Here is a 13,945-nt window from a genome sequence, read left to right on the forward strand (position 1 = left end):
GCAGGCGAAGAGACTGCTTCCAGGTATGACCAAATTGCAGCCGCGTTTCTCACTGGGGAACGCGGCTGTTTTCGTTATCGAAGAGATAGAGAGCGAAGGCTTGAAGAGGACGGCCTACGAAAGTGGTCGTTTGCGGTGGGCGCTTGGGGATGCACCGGACCAGCGTTTGAACGCGGTGCTGAAGGCTGAGACGGATTGATACCCCGTTCGTCGGGCGATCTCTTTCAGGTGCTGGCGGTGTTCCCGCATCAGCTCTTCCGCGAGTCTCATCCGGATATTGAGCAGATAATCGTTGGGCGTCTGGCCGGTCTGGTCTTTGAATTTCTGAGCCAGTGCCGACCGAGAAATTCCTGCTTCCAGTGCCAGCCGCTGTACCGTCCAAGCTGCAGCGGGCGAATTCTCCATTGCTGTGATTGCCGCAGCAACTTCAGGGTCAATGCCAGGGGCTCGATTGCTGGAACCCCCTGTTGATGTGGTTGAGAGCAAGACCGAAACCAGCAACTGTGAGACGAATTTCAGCAGGTTCTCTGGCGAGGTATCAGATCCTGCAGGAGAGAACGCAGCACGCAGATGAAGGAGTTGAGGCAGTCCATTTTCAGAGAGAGTTGAGTTGTCTCCAGTGACGTATTGAATGCACAGGGCCTTTGGTGGAGCTTGTGTATTCGTATCGGACTCTGCATGGAATCGCTGTTGAGCGGGAGTTCCGATCAGGATGAGATCACCGGGATGCAATCGCAGGTCCGGCTGCTCGTTCCCTGAGTTTTTCAGTTCCAGTTGTGGATACTCGCGTGGTGACGTGAGCAGCCATGACCCGGAGATGACCGCCAGAAGCATCGGACGTGAGATGAGTAGTCCCTCTTCGGAATGAGGCCCGAAAGACAGGATTTCGACTGAATCAGTATTAAGTAACGGAGGGAGCAAAACGACGGGCCTGAACTCAAACGATCTGCACTGATGTAACTTCAAGAATACGACAGCAATTCCGCCTCGCGAGAGCAATTTCCCTGACTGGAAATGGTTCTGTTCGGCCAGTCATGGGGGAAATCTCCTCGGATGCTCACGGCGAAATTCCGATTGCCCGCATCGAAGCCCATTTCTGTTTAATACGTCTAACCGCGAGTCAGCCAAATCCGGCCGCAGGAATCTGTGAAGTTTTCAAAAATCCATGAGGTTGTGTCGTTGAACTGTTCGTACGGCAACTGGAACCGCATTGAGTGCCGAGTATCAGGGCAATTAGATATCGACATCCTTTTATTTCTTGTCCTGTCAGGTCAGAATTAGCATCAATTTTCCGGAATGTGTTGGGCTTGAGAACTGGTAAGTGCAAGATGCAGCATTTTTTAAGAGCAGCCACGCTTCTATTGGGATTGTTATTCGTCTGTTGCGAAGTCCGTGCTCAAAAGCTGGAAATTCCGCGACGCCATGACAGACCGCCCGGCGAGCCGACCTCAGCGGAGGAAGCCGTCAGGAAGATGACCGTTCCAGAGGGCTTTTCTGTTGAACTCGTCGCGGCCGAACCGGATGTGATGAATCCGGTGGCGATGGCCATCGACGAGAAGGGGCGCTACTGGGTCACCGAGAGTTTCGAATACCCGCGTCACGAACCGGGGCCGGGGCGGGACCGAGTGAAGATTCTGGAAGATACCGATGGAGATGGCAAAGTCGACAAGGTGACGGTCTTTGCCGAAGGGCTCAACATTCCTTCCGGCATTGCTGTTGGAAACGGCGGCGTTTGGGTGGTGAATGCCCCTGATCTCCTTTTCCTGCAGGACACCGATGGAGATGGCAAGGCAGATAAGTCCGAAGTCATCGTGACCGGGTTTGGTCGTACCGATACGCACGAGCTTCCCAACTCGTTGACTTGGGGACCAGACGGATGGCTATACGGACTCAATGGGGTTTACAACTATTGCAAGCTGAGCTACCCCAAATCGAACCCGAACTATCGGGAGGGGCAGAAGAGTTTCGATTTCACTTGCGCTCTGTATCGAATTCATCCACGAACGAAAGAATTCCAGATCTTTGCAGAAGGAACGAGTAATCCCTGGGGACTCGCCTTCAACGAAGAAGGTGAGTTCTTCATCTCAGCCTGCGTGATTGATCATCTCTGGCATCTCGTTGAAACCGGGTATTACATCCGTCAGGGCGGACCTTACCCGTCCCATACATGGCCCATGCGGTCGATTGTGAATCACAAACATCAGAAGGCCGCTTATTGCGGGATTGTCTGGATGGACACCGACGCGTTTCCGCAGGAATACCGCAATGTTCTGTACATGGGGAACATTCACGGCGGCTGTCTGAACGCTGACATCGTTGAACGAGTCGGGTCTACATTCAAAGGGCGTCCGCATCCCGGATTTACTCCCAAACCGGGAGCGTGGGATCAGGACACTTATGGCGTCATTGCGAAAACTGGGGAGCCGGAGAAGCCGAAACTCGCTGACTTGATGACATCCAATGATCCCTGGTTCATGCCAGTGGCTCAGAAGATTGGCCCGGACGGCAACCTGTATGTTCTCGACTGGTACGACCGCTATCACTGCTATCAGGATGCCATTGCAGACCCGAACGGAATTGAACGTTCTCGTGGTCGCCTGTACCGAATTCGTCACACACAGACACCAGTCACTCACCCCGGCGATCTTTCGAAGAAGAGTCCGGCCGAATTGATCGAACTGCTCGATGGCGGAAATGGATACCTGAAAGAAACTGCTCAACGTTTACTGGGAGAAATTCTGCTCACGGACTCCGGGAAAGAGACTGAGCAGGTACTGCTGGGCCGTGTGCAGGACACTCAGCGAAACGTCTTATCTCGACTGCGTTCTCTCTGGGCTCTGAATGCCGGTGACGCTCTGGACGCGAACCGGTTGGCGACTCAGGTTCCAGTTGATCAGCCGTTGCTGCACGCCTGGAGAAACCGATTGCTGGCGGATCGACTTCCAGATGCAATCGCTGTGAAAACGCTGGTCGGCGACGTGGTTCAGAATCAGGGACGTGACTCGCGTGTTCTGCTGCAGAATACCATCGCGATTGGAAAACTGTTGCGGCTCACAAGCTTGGAAAACGATGTTCGTAGATCGCTGGTTGCAGCCGCAATTGAAATCAGTCGTCTCGGTGCAGATGACCCCATTCTGCAACAGATTGTCTGGGCAAACCTCAAGCCAACGATGCAGCAAGATCCCGCTCTTGTTGCTCGTCAACTTGCAGAAGGCCTATCTCGATCTGGCGATCAGGGGCTGGTTTCATTGCTGAACTGGAGCCTGCAGGTGGTCTGCGATAGTCCTTCAATGCAGGGGGACGTTCTCGCAACATTGCTGGCAGCGGCACAGAGTCATTCGTCGATTCAGACACAGTCAGCGTGTCTGGCGATTCTCAATGATCGTGCTGTAAAGAAGACGATTTCGGAAGACAAAATTTCAGCCGCACGACAGTTTGTTTCCGGATGGCGAATGGTTGCCGAGACCTCTCGCAATGCAACTTTGTTGAATGCTATCTGGGGGGATGCTGATGCTCAGCGTGAACTTCGAACCGTGGTGATCAATCGACGCGAGTCCCCTGCGGATCGCGCGGCCGCATTGCAGACATTGATGGCGGTAAACGATCAATCAGTGTTGGACACGATTCAGGATTTGATCTCAGAGGCAGAGACGGCAATGCCTGTGCGTACGGCGATTCTCGACAACATCAGCCGCATCAACAATCCTCGGGTGGCGGAAATCTTGATTACGAATTTCCACAAGATTGACGTGAATCTTCGCCCAAAAGTGATTGAAGTTCTCACGCAGCGCCCGATGTGGAGCGTCGCACTTCTCAAGGAAATTGATGCTGGGAGAATTGATAAGTCATTGGTGAACCAGAACCAGCTGGCACGAATCAATGCGTTTCAGGATGAGCAGTTGAAGCCGCTAGTCCTGAAACTGTATGGCTCGATTCGTGCCGGTGTGAAGCAGGATCGCCAGTTAGCGATCGGGCGGACTCGTGACTTCCTGCATGGCTCACCGGGCGATCCATTTGCTGGAGTAAAGGTCTTCCAGAAGACATGTGCTCAATGCCACAAGATCTATGGTGAAGGTGCCGAAGTTGGACCTGATATCACACGTAACGGACGCAACGACTGGAACCAGCTGCTCCAGAATGTTCTTGATCCGTCTGCCGTGATTGGGCCCGGTTTTCAGGCTCGCATTATTGCGACTGAAGATGGCCGAGTCCTCACTGGATTGCCAGTTGAAGACAGTCCGGAACGGGTTGTCTTGAAGATTCAGGGCGGCAAACTGGAAACGATTCCGCGGAGTCAAATCGAGGCGGATAAGTTGAGCGAACTGTCGATGATGCCGGATGAACTCGAACGGACTATGACGCCACAAGAATTGGCTGATCTGTTTGCGTTTCTCGCGCTGGATCTCCCGCCAGAGGCTCCCAACGCCAAGTTACTTCCAGGTGCCCCTCAGCAGCGACGCCGTTAGACCATGGATGCCCATGCGGTGACTTTCAGGAATCTGAAAGTCTTGATGAGTCACCTCAATACCCCGGAACCTCAGTTTGAGGGAAAGCCGCGTGGGGCAATTCTGCCGGAGAGGGGATTCCACTTTGTGAATCGGCGAGGGAGTGATGAATTGGAACAGGCGGCGGCTTATGCAGTCGCATACAAGGAGTCGTCGAAACTAATCAGTCGTTGTTTGTGCGAGTCAGGTTCGATGAAACCGAAATCTCTGCACTTTCACGGCGATCCGTCATGGCATAGTCTATAGTGCTTCTGATCGGGAATTCGGTCGGGAGTTCGTACGTTTCGCTCTACGTGAGTGAGAGATGGCCTTTATTGTCATTTAGCCAGATTGGGTTGATCGGCGACGAGTCGGCTCGAAACAGGCTCATCGTCTCAAACCATGTCCTGAACAGGGACAGCAGGAGGATTCAGTGTCTCAGCTCGGTCTTGATAACTTTAAAAAGAATCATGATTTTCTGATCGGGATCGACTCGGACGGATGTGCGTTCGACTCGATGGAGATCAAGCACAAAGAATGCTTCATTCCGAACTTCATCAAGCACTTCGGCCTGCAGCCCATCTCCAAATACGCTCGTGAAGCCGCCGAGTTCACGAACCTGTACTCCAAGACTCGTGGTGCAAACCGATTCCCGGCTTACCTGCTGGCGCTCGACCTGCTGGAAAAGCGGGAAGAAGTTCAGCGTCGCGGTGCAAAGCTCCCGAAGCTGCAGGGAGTTCGCGATTGGGTGAAACGCGAAACCAAACTGGGGACCAAGACTCTCGGGCCAGAAGCTGAGAAGACACAGGATCCAGATCTGCTGCTGACCTATGCCTGGTCCAAGGCTGTTGATGAATCCGTCAACGACCTCGTCCATGATGTTCCTCCATTCCCAGGTGTTGAAGAAGCACTTGCGAAGATGCAGGCCAAAGCTGACCTGATCGTTTGCTCTGCGACTCCGAACGGGGCATTGCAGAAAGAATGGGAAGAGCACGGCATCAATGGATACGTGCAGTGCATCGCCGGTCAGGAAACCGGAAGCAAGAAAGAATCTCTGAACATCTGCAAAGCATTTGGCTATGCACCTGAGAAGATCCTGATGATCGGGGACGCTCCTGGTGATCAGGCCGCGGCTCAGGCTGTCGGAGCACTCTTCTATCCAATCAATCCAGGTCACGAAGAGCAGAGCTGGGTTCGCTTCAATCAGGAAGCACTCGAAAAGTTCTTCAATGGAACCTTCGCCGGCGCTTACCAGGAACAGTTGATCAAGGAATTCGAAAAGTACCTGCCAGAGAACCCAAGCTGGTAAGTCTTTGAGACGTTCGTTGATTGCGTATCTCGAAAACCAGCCGTACATCCATGATGTGCGGCTGGTCAATTTTTGAGAGCCGTTCGATTTCTTTTGTCCCTTCTTCTGTGACGATGTTTCATGGTCGATCGATATCGTAAGCAGACACTCTTTGCCGGACTCGGTGAGTCAGGTCAGGAGCGTTTGTTGAGATCGACCGCAGTACTGGTTGGGTGTGGTGCTCTAGGGTCCGTGATCGCCGAATCACTGGTTCGTGCAGGTGTCGGAACGCTCCGTATCATTGACCGCGATTTCGTCGAACTTTCGAACCTGCAGCGTCAGGTGCTCTACGACGAAGACGATGTTCAGCAGCGCTTCCCCAAGGCGATCGCCGCTGCGAACAAGCTCCGCCGCATCAATAGTGAGGTGCAGATCGAACCACATGTGCTGGATCTGAATCACACGACGATTCTGGAACTGGTGCAGGGAGCCGATGTCATTCTGGATGGAACGGATAACTTCGAAACCCGATTCCTGATGAATGATGCGTCTGTGCAGCTGAACATCCCCTGGGTGCATGGAGGATGCGTCGGCAGTCAGGGGCAGACGATGACGATCTTCCCCGGCACTACTCCCTGCTTTCGCTGTCTGATGCCAGAGGCACCCGGCCCCGGAGTCGGAGAAACCTGCGACACGGCCGGAGTCATTGGAGCTGCGGTGCAAATCGTGGCGTCACTAGAGGTCGTTGCCGCACTCAAGATCCTGTCAGGGCAGCCGGAACTCGTGTCGCCAGAACTGACCATTTTGGATGTCTGGGAAGGACGCTTCCGGCACATCAAACTGGAATCATTACGGCCGGATCTGTGTCCCTGTTGCAGTGGTGAAGAGCGACTCTGGTTGCATGGAAAGCAAGGGTCTCAGTCAACCGTTTTGTGTGGACGCAACTCGGTTCAAATTGCTCCAGCAGAGTCGGCTGGCATGCGATTCGATCAGATTGCGAATCGTTTGCAGCAACTGGGAGAAGTGAAAACCAACCCGTTCCTGCTGCTGTTTCGTCCATCGGATTCCACGTTTGAACTGACGCTGTTTCGAGATGGTCGGGCGATCATCAGTGGGACCGAGGATCTGATTGAAGCGAAGTCGCTCTATACTCGGTACATCGGCACCTGAGCAGCAGCAGAACGTTAGTCTACTCGCTTGAGCACTCCGGCGACGACATGCCCGCCGAATCCGAGTGAGACTTTCAAGAGATGCGAGAGCTGAGTCGGTCTCGCAGACGGGCAGAGACTGATCCGGTTCTCTTCTTCTGGCTGGTGATGATTGCATGTCGGGGGGACGATCTGGTGTTGCAATGACAACACAGCTGCAGCCGTTTCGACGGCTCCGGCAGCTCCCATCAAATGACCAATTGCCCCTTTCACGCCAAACGCCGGGACAGTTCGACTGACCTTCTCAAACAACCGGTTAAATGTCCGTGCTTCAGAGCGATCATTTAACTTGGTCGCGGTTCCGTGCAGACTGATACAGGAAAGGTCGGCAGGGGTGAGGTTCAGGTCATTCAAGAGTCGAGTCACGACATCGAAGAGTGTCTGGCCATCATCATTCACTAGCGTCAGCCCTGACGGGTCGCTTGCCATCCGGCCACCCAGCCATTCTGCGAGAATCGTTGCACCCCGTTGTTCGGCATGATTCCAGTCTTCCAGCACGAGGCATGCGGCCCCTTCGCCAACAGCGAACCCATTACGAGTCCGGTCGAGTGGACGGCATGCCTTTGAGGGATCGTCACCGGCTTTAGCGTGCACTCCCAGGCGTTTATACGACGACAGCAATCCTGGATGGAGAGCGGCATCCGCACTTCCGGCGATGGCCACTGAACAGCTCTGCTGACGAATGAGTGTTGCTGCCTGATGGATACTGATGAGGCCCGTTGCACATGCGGCGACCGGGCAAATTGCTCCACCTTCGCATCCCCAATCGGCTGCAACCGCTTCGACTGCGGCCGATGGAGAACCGGTATTCCACAGGGTGAAACCGTTTGCTGATGAGTTCGCACTGCCAGAAGAACGTGCGTAGTCATCGAAGAGAGGCATATCAATTTTGCTGGTGCCGATGACGCAGGCAGCATCCCGCAGTGATTTACGACAGAGCCCGGCTTGTGCAACGGCTTCACTGGCAGCGCGACGAGCGAATGGAACGAGTCGCCCATCGGTTTCAGGAGTCCAAGGTACGGTTGCCCCGAAATATTCCTTGGGCTTGGAAGCAGGCGTGAACGACAGGCGGTCATCGAGCCAGGTGACTGCACTCCTTCCGGAAATCAGTCCCTGCCAGGATGCGTCTCGTGTGACGCCAAACGGGGTCACCATGCCAACGCCAGTTACAGCAATCCGCACCTGATTCACGACCAACCATTCCCGAATTGCAGCAGCATTTCAATTGGCCGTGTCAGTTGAATCAGAAGAGAGATTTATGGTGATGGGGAACGAGAGGGGGGGATTACGTCCGATTGCTGTTCTTACAGACAACAAATAACCCGATCCCGATCATGACGACGGTAATCCCGCCATCCAGCCACATGGGGCGTGTGACGACAGGGGTTCCACCGGGAATGGCTGATGGTGTCACTGGAGTCGCGGAAGGTGCTGGGGGCGCAGGGGAAGTTGCTTCCGGGGGAGCGGCTCCCTCTTCCTGAGCAAGAACAGTCGACGTTGAAAGAACGAGTGCGGCCAGAAGACATACCTGCCCTGCAGTCTGGTGTCGCCAGCGAGCGAGCATCGTGGTTGTCGCCTTCATGATGTCTAACCTGTGCCGTTCTAGAGCAGTCGTGAATTCACGCCTTGAACCCTGATTGTCAGGAGTTTGCCATGTTTTGAAAAGCGAGAACTCACGAAAAACGACTGATGTGTCGTGAACCAGACCGGTTCCTCCACTCTTGTGGCTCGGCAGTCGTCGTTTCATCAGGTGAAACATTGCTGAAATACCAATGAAAGTCGCGTCAATCGGTCAGACAGCGGCCATTTTTAGGGGCGATTCCGAATGTGGTTCGTCGATTACAGCACGTCCAGGAGCGGTTGGCGAAGTCGCTGAAATTCCGGATTGGGTAAATTGACCGTCCGCCAACTGGGAGAGAAGGATCGCATGGCCGAGGCGTATTCATTTGCCCAGATACCATAGAACGCATAACGCCGTCCTTGGATTTCCCATGTCAGCGTGTGATGTTGTGACGAACAGGGAGCGGTGATGTCGTATGCGAAGACGAGCATCGAACGAAAGCCACTGCCGAACACTTGCTCCCATTTCATCAGACTGGAAATGTCATCTTCGGAGGCCCAGTTTTCCCAGCAGCGAGATCGGGGAGCCAGCTTGCGGCCTTTCACATCGACAAGCAGATTTTCTGTCTTGTTAGAGTAGACAATAAAATCCATTGATTTCAGTGACGTCTCGTGTGTCAGAGCCCTTCGGGTTTCGTTCACAGACACGTAAGGGCGACGAAGGAGTCTGAGCAACTCTTCGAATGCAACGTCATAATGATTGCATCGCTTCGCCATCGGATCAGATCGAGAATACGCTTAGAAGTATGATCGAAAGCGAGTCCTTCATGAAATTGAAGGGACTCGCTGTTTGTGTGAAAACCACTGTCAGGGAATTATCCGTTGCGAACAAGGTCTTCGATTGCTTTGAAGTCGGCTTTGAGGGACTGATAGAGCTTGCGATGCATCGGGTAAGCGAGATTGTATGTCTTCAATGCCTTCTCATCAGGATCGGTTCGGGAGACAACCTGAATCGTTGCTTCGCAAGCTTCAACCACATCTTTGTAGGCACCGGTTCCTGCGGCAGCGAGCAGAGCAACACCGAAGGCCGGACCTTGTTCTGTGTTGATCGTGACGACCGGTTGTCCATAGATATCGGCCTGCAATTGCTTCCAGAACGGGCTTCGAGCGACTCCCCCTGAGACACGAATTTCCCCGACGGGGATCTGCATTTCTTTAGTCACTTCAAGACAATCACGCATGGCATAGGTGGCCCCTTCCATGACCGAGCGGACCAGATGCGGTCGATGATGTCGCAACGTCATCCCGATCCACGACGCACGTGCGTGGGGATCATTTAAAGGGGAGCGTTCACCTGTCAGATACGGCAGGAAGAACAGCCCTTCTGATCCGGCCGGTGCTTGTGCCGCTTCTGCCGCGAGAAGTTCATACGGGTCGAGTCCCATCGCAGCGGCGACACTGCTTTCAGGCTGTCCCAGCTGATTTCGATACCATTGCAGACTGCCTCCGGCTGACAGGACGCAGCCCATGACATGCCATTTCCCACGGACGGCATGGCAGAATGTGTGGAGGCGTCCGTCCGGATCGATCTGAACTTCATCACTGTGCGCAAAGACGACCCCACTGGTTCCCATCGTCGCGGAAATGACTCCCCGGGAGACAATTCCGTTACCGACCGCACCTGCGGCCTGATCTCCGCCACCGCCGACAACCGGAACCCCGACCGGAAGGCCCAGTCGCTGCGCCGCTGCTGCGTGTAATGTTCCGCTGACCTCTTCAGACTCATAGACCTTCGGCAGCAACGCGGGGTCAATTTGCAGGCGAGTCAGGAGTGATTGGCTCCAACAGCGATTTCGAACATCCAGCAAGAGAGTGCCTGAGGCATCGCTGACTTCGGTGGCAAACTCACCTGTCAGACGGAAACGGATATAGTCCTTCGGAAGCAGCACCTGAGCGAGTTGTTCATAGTTGTGCGGCTCGTTGTTGCGCAGCCAGAGAATCTTGGGAGCGGTGAACCCTGTCAGCGCCGGGTTCGCGACCATTTCGATGAGAGCCGCTCGACCTCCGGCCTTCGACTCGATCTCTTCGCACTCCCGAGTCGTTCGTTGATCGTTCCAAAGTAGAGCCGGGCGAATGACCTGGTGCTCTCGATTCAGGAAGACGCTTCCATGCATCTGGCCAGAGAGTCCGATGCCGGCGACTTGTTTGGGATCGACTTTTGCCTGATGAAGAACCGCCTGAACGGTCTCGGCCGCGGCGTTCCACCAGTCTTCCGGATTCTGCTCGGACCAGCCGGGATGCGGACTTGCGAGGGGGTATTCCTGCGTCGCCGAAGCCAGAATGAAACCGTCTTCACGAACGGCGAGTGTCTTGGTTCCGCTCGTTCCGATATCGATTCCCAGATAGATGCGCATCGCGATATTCCTGCAGGAGCGTCGTTTCGGCTCCAAGTTAGCAACTTCTGCGTGGAAGTTCGAACGAATCAGGCGTCGTGCATGTCAATGTTTTTTACGTCTGAAATCCTGCCCATGGAAATGCGGATTGCCTCAAAAACTCGATTCGCGGTATGTTTTCTCACGAATCATGGCATTGGGCGAACGAGTTTCTTCAGGACGGAGGCCGTCGTACCCGGTCTGGTATTGGATGTCGTGATTCATGGAATTCGTACATGATGCAACGTTGGATGATGACTGGAGCACTCGTCTTTGCCGCGATGACAGGCGAACTTGCGCTCCCGGTCTGGTTCAAAAATGCATCGGTGCTGCCATCTGGACTGGATTTGATTCTGCTGTGCGTCTGCCTATGGTGGACGAAAGCAGAGTGTGTTTTCTGGGCCGGGCTCATCGGGTTGCTTCAGGACGATGTCTGGAACCAACCGGTCGGCTCGGGAATCGTAATCTGTGCGACGCTGGGACTGATTGCTCAGTTCTTCAATTCGGAAGAGCGAGGAGCACGATCGATGATCGATCAGGCATTGCTTTCTGTTGTCTTACTGGCCGTTCTGGGGGCGTCGCGAGTCGGACTGGGGCTTCTGTCTGACAGTCAGTTGAATGTCACCGAACTCATCGTCGCGCAGGCTGGTCGGCAGGCGGCAACATTTCTGGTGTTATTTGTGCTGATGGCCGTGTCTGAGCTGTGGTCTTACAGTTCACTTCGCAATGCTCCATTTCGCGAATACAGGGCGTGAGGTCCTGGTGTCGTGCGTAATCAACCGTTCTCACAGTTGACTGCAGATTGGGTGGAATCGACTTCAACGGTCGACCATTCCCGACGACGTCCCCTGATTCTGGCCGCTTTGATTGTTCTGCTTCAGCTCCCGATCATGGCTCGGCTGGTGCATATTCAGGCGTTTGTAGGGGAACGCTTTATTACCCCCTGGAAAACGCCTGCGATTGAGTTGGAAACCGTTCCGGCACGTGATGGGCGCATCGTCTCACGCGACGGTGTTGTATTCGCTCAGGACGAAGTGGAATACGACATCTCGGTCGATTACCGTTGGCTCGAAACCCCGATGAATGCGTCGTGGCTCCGACGTCAGGCGATGAAAGAGCTGTCATCGAAGGATCGAAAGAATCCAGAGCGACGCAAGGAAATCGAACAACAGCTTCTCGCCCATCAGACGGAGTTACTGGCAAGTCTGGAAGCCGTCACCGGGGCCAGTTCGCAGGTGATGGCACAGCGGATGAGTGAGATCCAGAAGCGAATCGAGACGATGCGAGCGTCCGTCGAGCAGCGACGCTTTCAGAAGGCTGAAGCCGCCGCTGCGGAGGAGTTTCAATGGTCTGACGGACTGACAGGTGTCGCGAGACTTGTCGTCGATGAACTGACCACGTCCCCAGATCGCTTCGCGGATGATCCGTTGATTCTGAAAGAGGAACTGCAGGATCATGTCGTCCTGAAGAACGTTCCCCTGCAGGTTGTCGCGACGATTCAGTCTCAACCTGCCCGATTTCGTGGTGTTCAGATCCGTTCAAATTCGTCGCGTCATTATCCGAGACAAACGCTCGCCTCACATGTCGTCGGAGTTCGTCGCCATGTGGCAGACGACAACGATTCATCTGGTGTTCGCAAAGGCGAGGCCGGCGTTGAGAAATCACATCAGGCAGTACTTCAAGGGATTCCCGGAGAAACAAAACGAATTCGGGATCGTCATGGAGAACTGGTTGAGTCAGAAGTGCTTCGATTGCCGCAGGATGGTCAGGACGTTGTGCTGACGATTGATTCTCAGCTGCAACAGCTGGCAGAACAGGCACTCGATCGAGTTCTGTATCCGCCCCCACAAAGCCTTTCCGCCGGGGGAGTGATCCCACGTGGGGCCTGTCTGGTTGCGATGGATGTCTGGACTGGTGACATCCTCGCGCTGGCGAACAGCCCTCGCCCATCATTGCCGGTCCTTGCTCGACCGACCGTTGAGGAGTGGGAACGACTGCAGCGTGATCCCGGGATGCCGTTGTTCTCGCGTGCGACTCAGATGGCACTCCCGCCGGGTGCATTATTCAAGTTAATTACAGCCACAGCGGCATTGGAGTCCGGCATCACCGCGCCAGGTGAGATTCTGCATTGTCAGGGATTTCTCGATCAGCCGGATCGCTACCGTTGTTTGCTATTCCGACAGCAGGGGATCGGGCATGGCCAGTTGCTGTTAGACGAGGCCATCAGTCAGTCTTGTCAGGTTTGCTTTCACGACTTTGCGAGACGCATGGGCCCGGAGTCATTGCTCGGCTGGGCAACACGTTTCGGGTTAGGACAGCCAACCGGAATTGATCTTCCATCCGAGACCTCAGGAAAGCTTCCTTCGCTGGCATCGCTGGTTGCCCAAAGTTCGAACGGACGGCAGCGAGTGACTGGAGAAACACTGCAACTCGGAGTCGGTCAAGGAGCGGTTCTTGTCAGCCCGTTGCAGGTTGCCCGAGTGATGGCGGCGATTGCCAACGGGGGATATCTGGTGACTCCGCATGTTGCAAAAGTCGATGAAGATGAACTGGCACAACTCGCGCCACAGCGTATTCCGGGACTGAGTGCAGCGTCGATTTCTTTGCTGCGTCGCGGGCTCGAACAATCAGTTCAGAGCGAGAATGGAAACGCCCGTGGAGCGCAGGTTGATCTACTCCCGATGGCAGCGTTGTGTGGGACCGGCACAGTCGGAGAGAAAGCGGATCATGCCTGGATCGCGGGATATGCTCCCGCACAGAATCCCCGAGTTGCGGTTGTCGTGGTTCTGGAACATGGCGGAGCAGGTGAGAACGCCGCCCCTGTCTTTCGTGACTTCGTGCTTGAATTGCTGGGGATGGGGGAGCTGCGACCGCCAGTGGTCACCCCGCCAGCAGCAGCTCCTGTGAGTTCACCGGGAGCACCACCTGACCCCCTGTGAATTGATCAGCTTCCCGAGATGCGAAACATCCGTA

11 protein-coding genes are annotated in these 13,945 nt (G+C 54.7%); 6 read left to right on the forward strand and 5 right to left on the reverse strand.

Features of this window, described 5'->3' with window-relative positions:
- Positions 1–114: 114 nt before the first annotated feature.
- Entirely contained in the window at positions 115–834 is a 720-nt protein-coding gene (locus SH527x_RS16490; protein WP_437191777.1) for a helix-turn-helix transcriptional regulator, read from the reverse strand.
- Positions 835–1,328: 494 nt separating this feature from the next.
- Between SH527x_RS16490 and SH527x_RS16495 the strand changes: the two genes are divergently transcribed.
- The 4 genes from SH527x_RS16495 to SH527x_RS16510 all read left to right on the forward strand — a co-directional run bounded on the left by SH527x_RS16495 (position 1,329) and on the right by SH527x_RS16510 (position 6,942).
- Positions 1,329–4,466: a PVC-type heme-binding CxxCH protein gene (locus SH527x_RS16495; protein ID WP_437191778.1), complete on the forward strand. Its 3,138-nt coding sequence runs from the start codon at positions 1,329–1,331 to the stop codon at positions 4,464–4,466.
- Positions 4,467–4,469: 3 nt separating this feature from the next.
- Positions 4,470–4,751: a DUF5722 domain-containing protein gene (locus SH527x_RS16500; protein ID WP_437191779.1), complete on the forward strand. Its 282-nt coding sequence runs from the start codon at positions 4,470–4,472 to the stop codon at positions 4,749–4,751.
- 166 nt (positions 4,752–4,917) lie between these two features.
- Positions 4,918–5,793 carry an HAD family hydrolase gene (locus SH527x_RS16505; protein WP_437191780.1) on the forward strand — a complete coding sequence of 292 codons (876 nt, stop codon included), beginning with the start codon at positions 4,918–4,920 and terminating at the stop codon, positions 5,791–5,793.
- A 120-nt stretch (positions 5,794–5,913) separates the two neighbouring features.
- Complete coding sequence (locus SH527x_RS16510) at positions 5,914–6,942, forward strand: ThiF family adenylyltransferase (RefSeq protein ID WP_437191781.1); 1,029 nt, start codon at positions 5,914–5,916, stop codon at positions 6,940–6,942.
- Between the two features lie 14 nt (positions 6,943–6,956).
- Here the strand turns inward: SH527x_RS16510 and SH527x_RS16515 are convergent, their stop codons facing one another.
- The 4 genes from SH527x_RS16515 to xylB form a co-directional block, all read right to left on the reverse strand.
- Positions 6,957–8,171 (reverse strand): beta-ketoacyl-[acyl-carrier-protein] synthase family protein, encoded by a 1,215-nt coding sequence (locus SH527x_RS16515; RefSeq protein ID WP_437191782.1) that lies wholly within the window; start codon positions 8,169–8,171, stop codon positions 6,957–6,959.
- Positions 8,172–8,265: 94 nt separating this feature from the next.
- Positions 8,266–8,727 (reverse strand): hypothetical protein, encoded by a 462-nt coding sequence (locus tag SH527x_RS16520; RefSeq protein ID WP_437191783.1) that lies wholly within the window; start codon positions 8,725–8,727, stop codon positions 8,266–8,268.
- 92 nt (positions 8,728–8,819) lie between these two features.
- The gene (locus tag SH527x_RS16525) at positions 8,820–9,317 is read right to left on the reverse strand and encodes an HYExAFE family protein (protein ID WP_437191784.1); all 498 of its coding nucleotides are present in this window, start codon (positions 9,315–9,317) and stop codon (positions 8,820–8,822) included.
- A gap of 98 nt (positions 9,318–9,415) precedes the next feature.
- Positions 9,416–10,954 (reverse strand): xylulokinase, encoded by a 1,539-nt coding sequence (xylB, locus tag SH527x_RS16530; protein ID WP_437191785.1) that lies wholly within the window; start codon positions 10,952–10,954, stop codon positions 9,416–9,418.
- Positions 10,955–11,208: 254 nt separating this feature from the next.
- On the opposite strand from xylB, the gene SH527x_RS16535 reads away from it, so the two are divergent.
- Both SH527x_RS16535 and SH527x_RS16540 read left to right on the forward strand, forming a co-directional pair.
- Entirely contained in the window at positions 11,209–11,727 is a 519-nt protein-coding gene (locus tag SH527x_RS16535; protein ID WP_437191786.1) for a hypothetical protein, read from the forward strand.
- Between the two features lie 12 nt (positions 11,728–11,739).
- Positions 11,740–13,911 carry a peptidoglycan D,D-transpeptidase FtsI family protein gene (locus SH527x_RS16540; RefSeq protein WP_437191787.1) on the forward strand — a complete coding sequence of 724 codons (2,172 nt, stop codon included), beginning with the start codon at positions 11,740–11,742 and terminating at the stop codon, positions 13,909–13,911.
- Positions 13,912–13,945: the final 34 nt, after the last annotated feature.

This window comes from Planctomicrobium limosum (genome assembly GCF_051465645.1).
GTDB lineage: Bacteria > Planctomycetota > Planctomycetia > Planctomycetales > Planctomycetaceae > Planctomicrobium.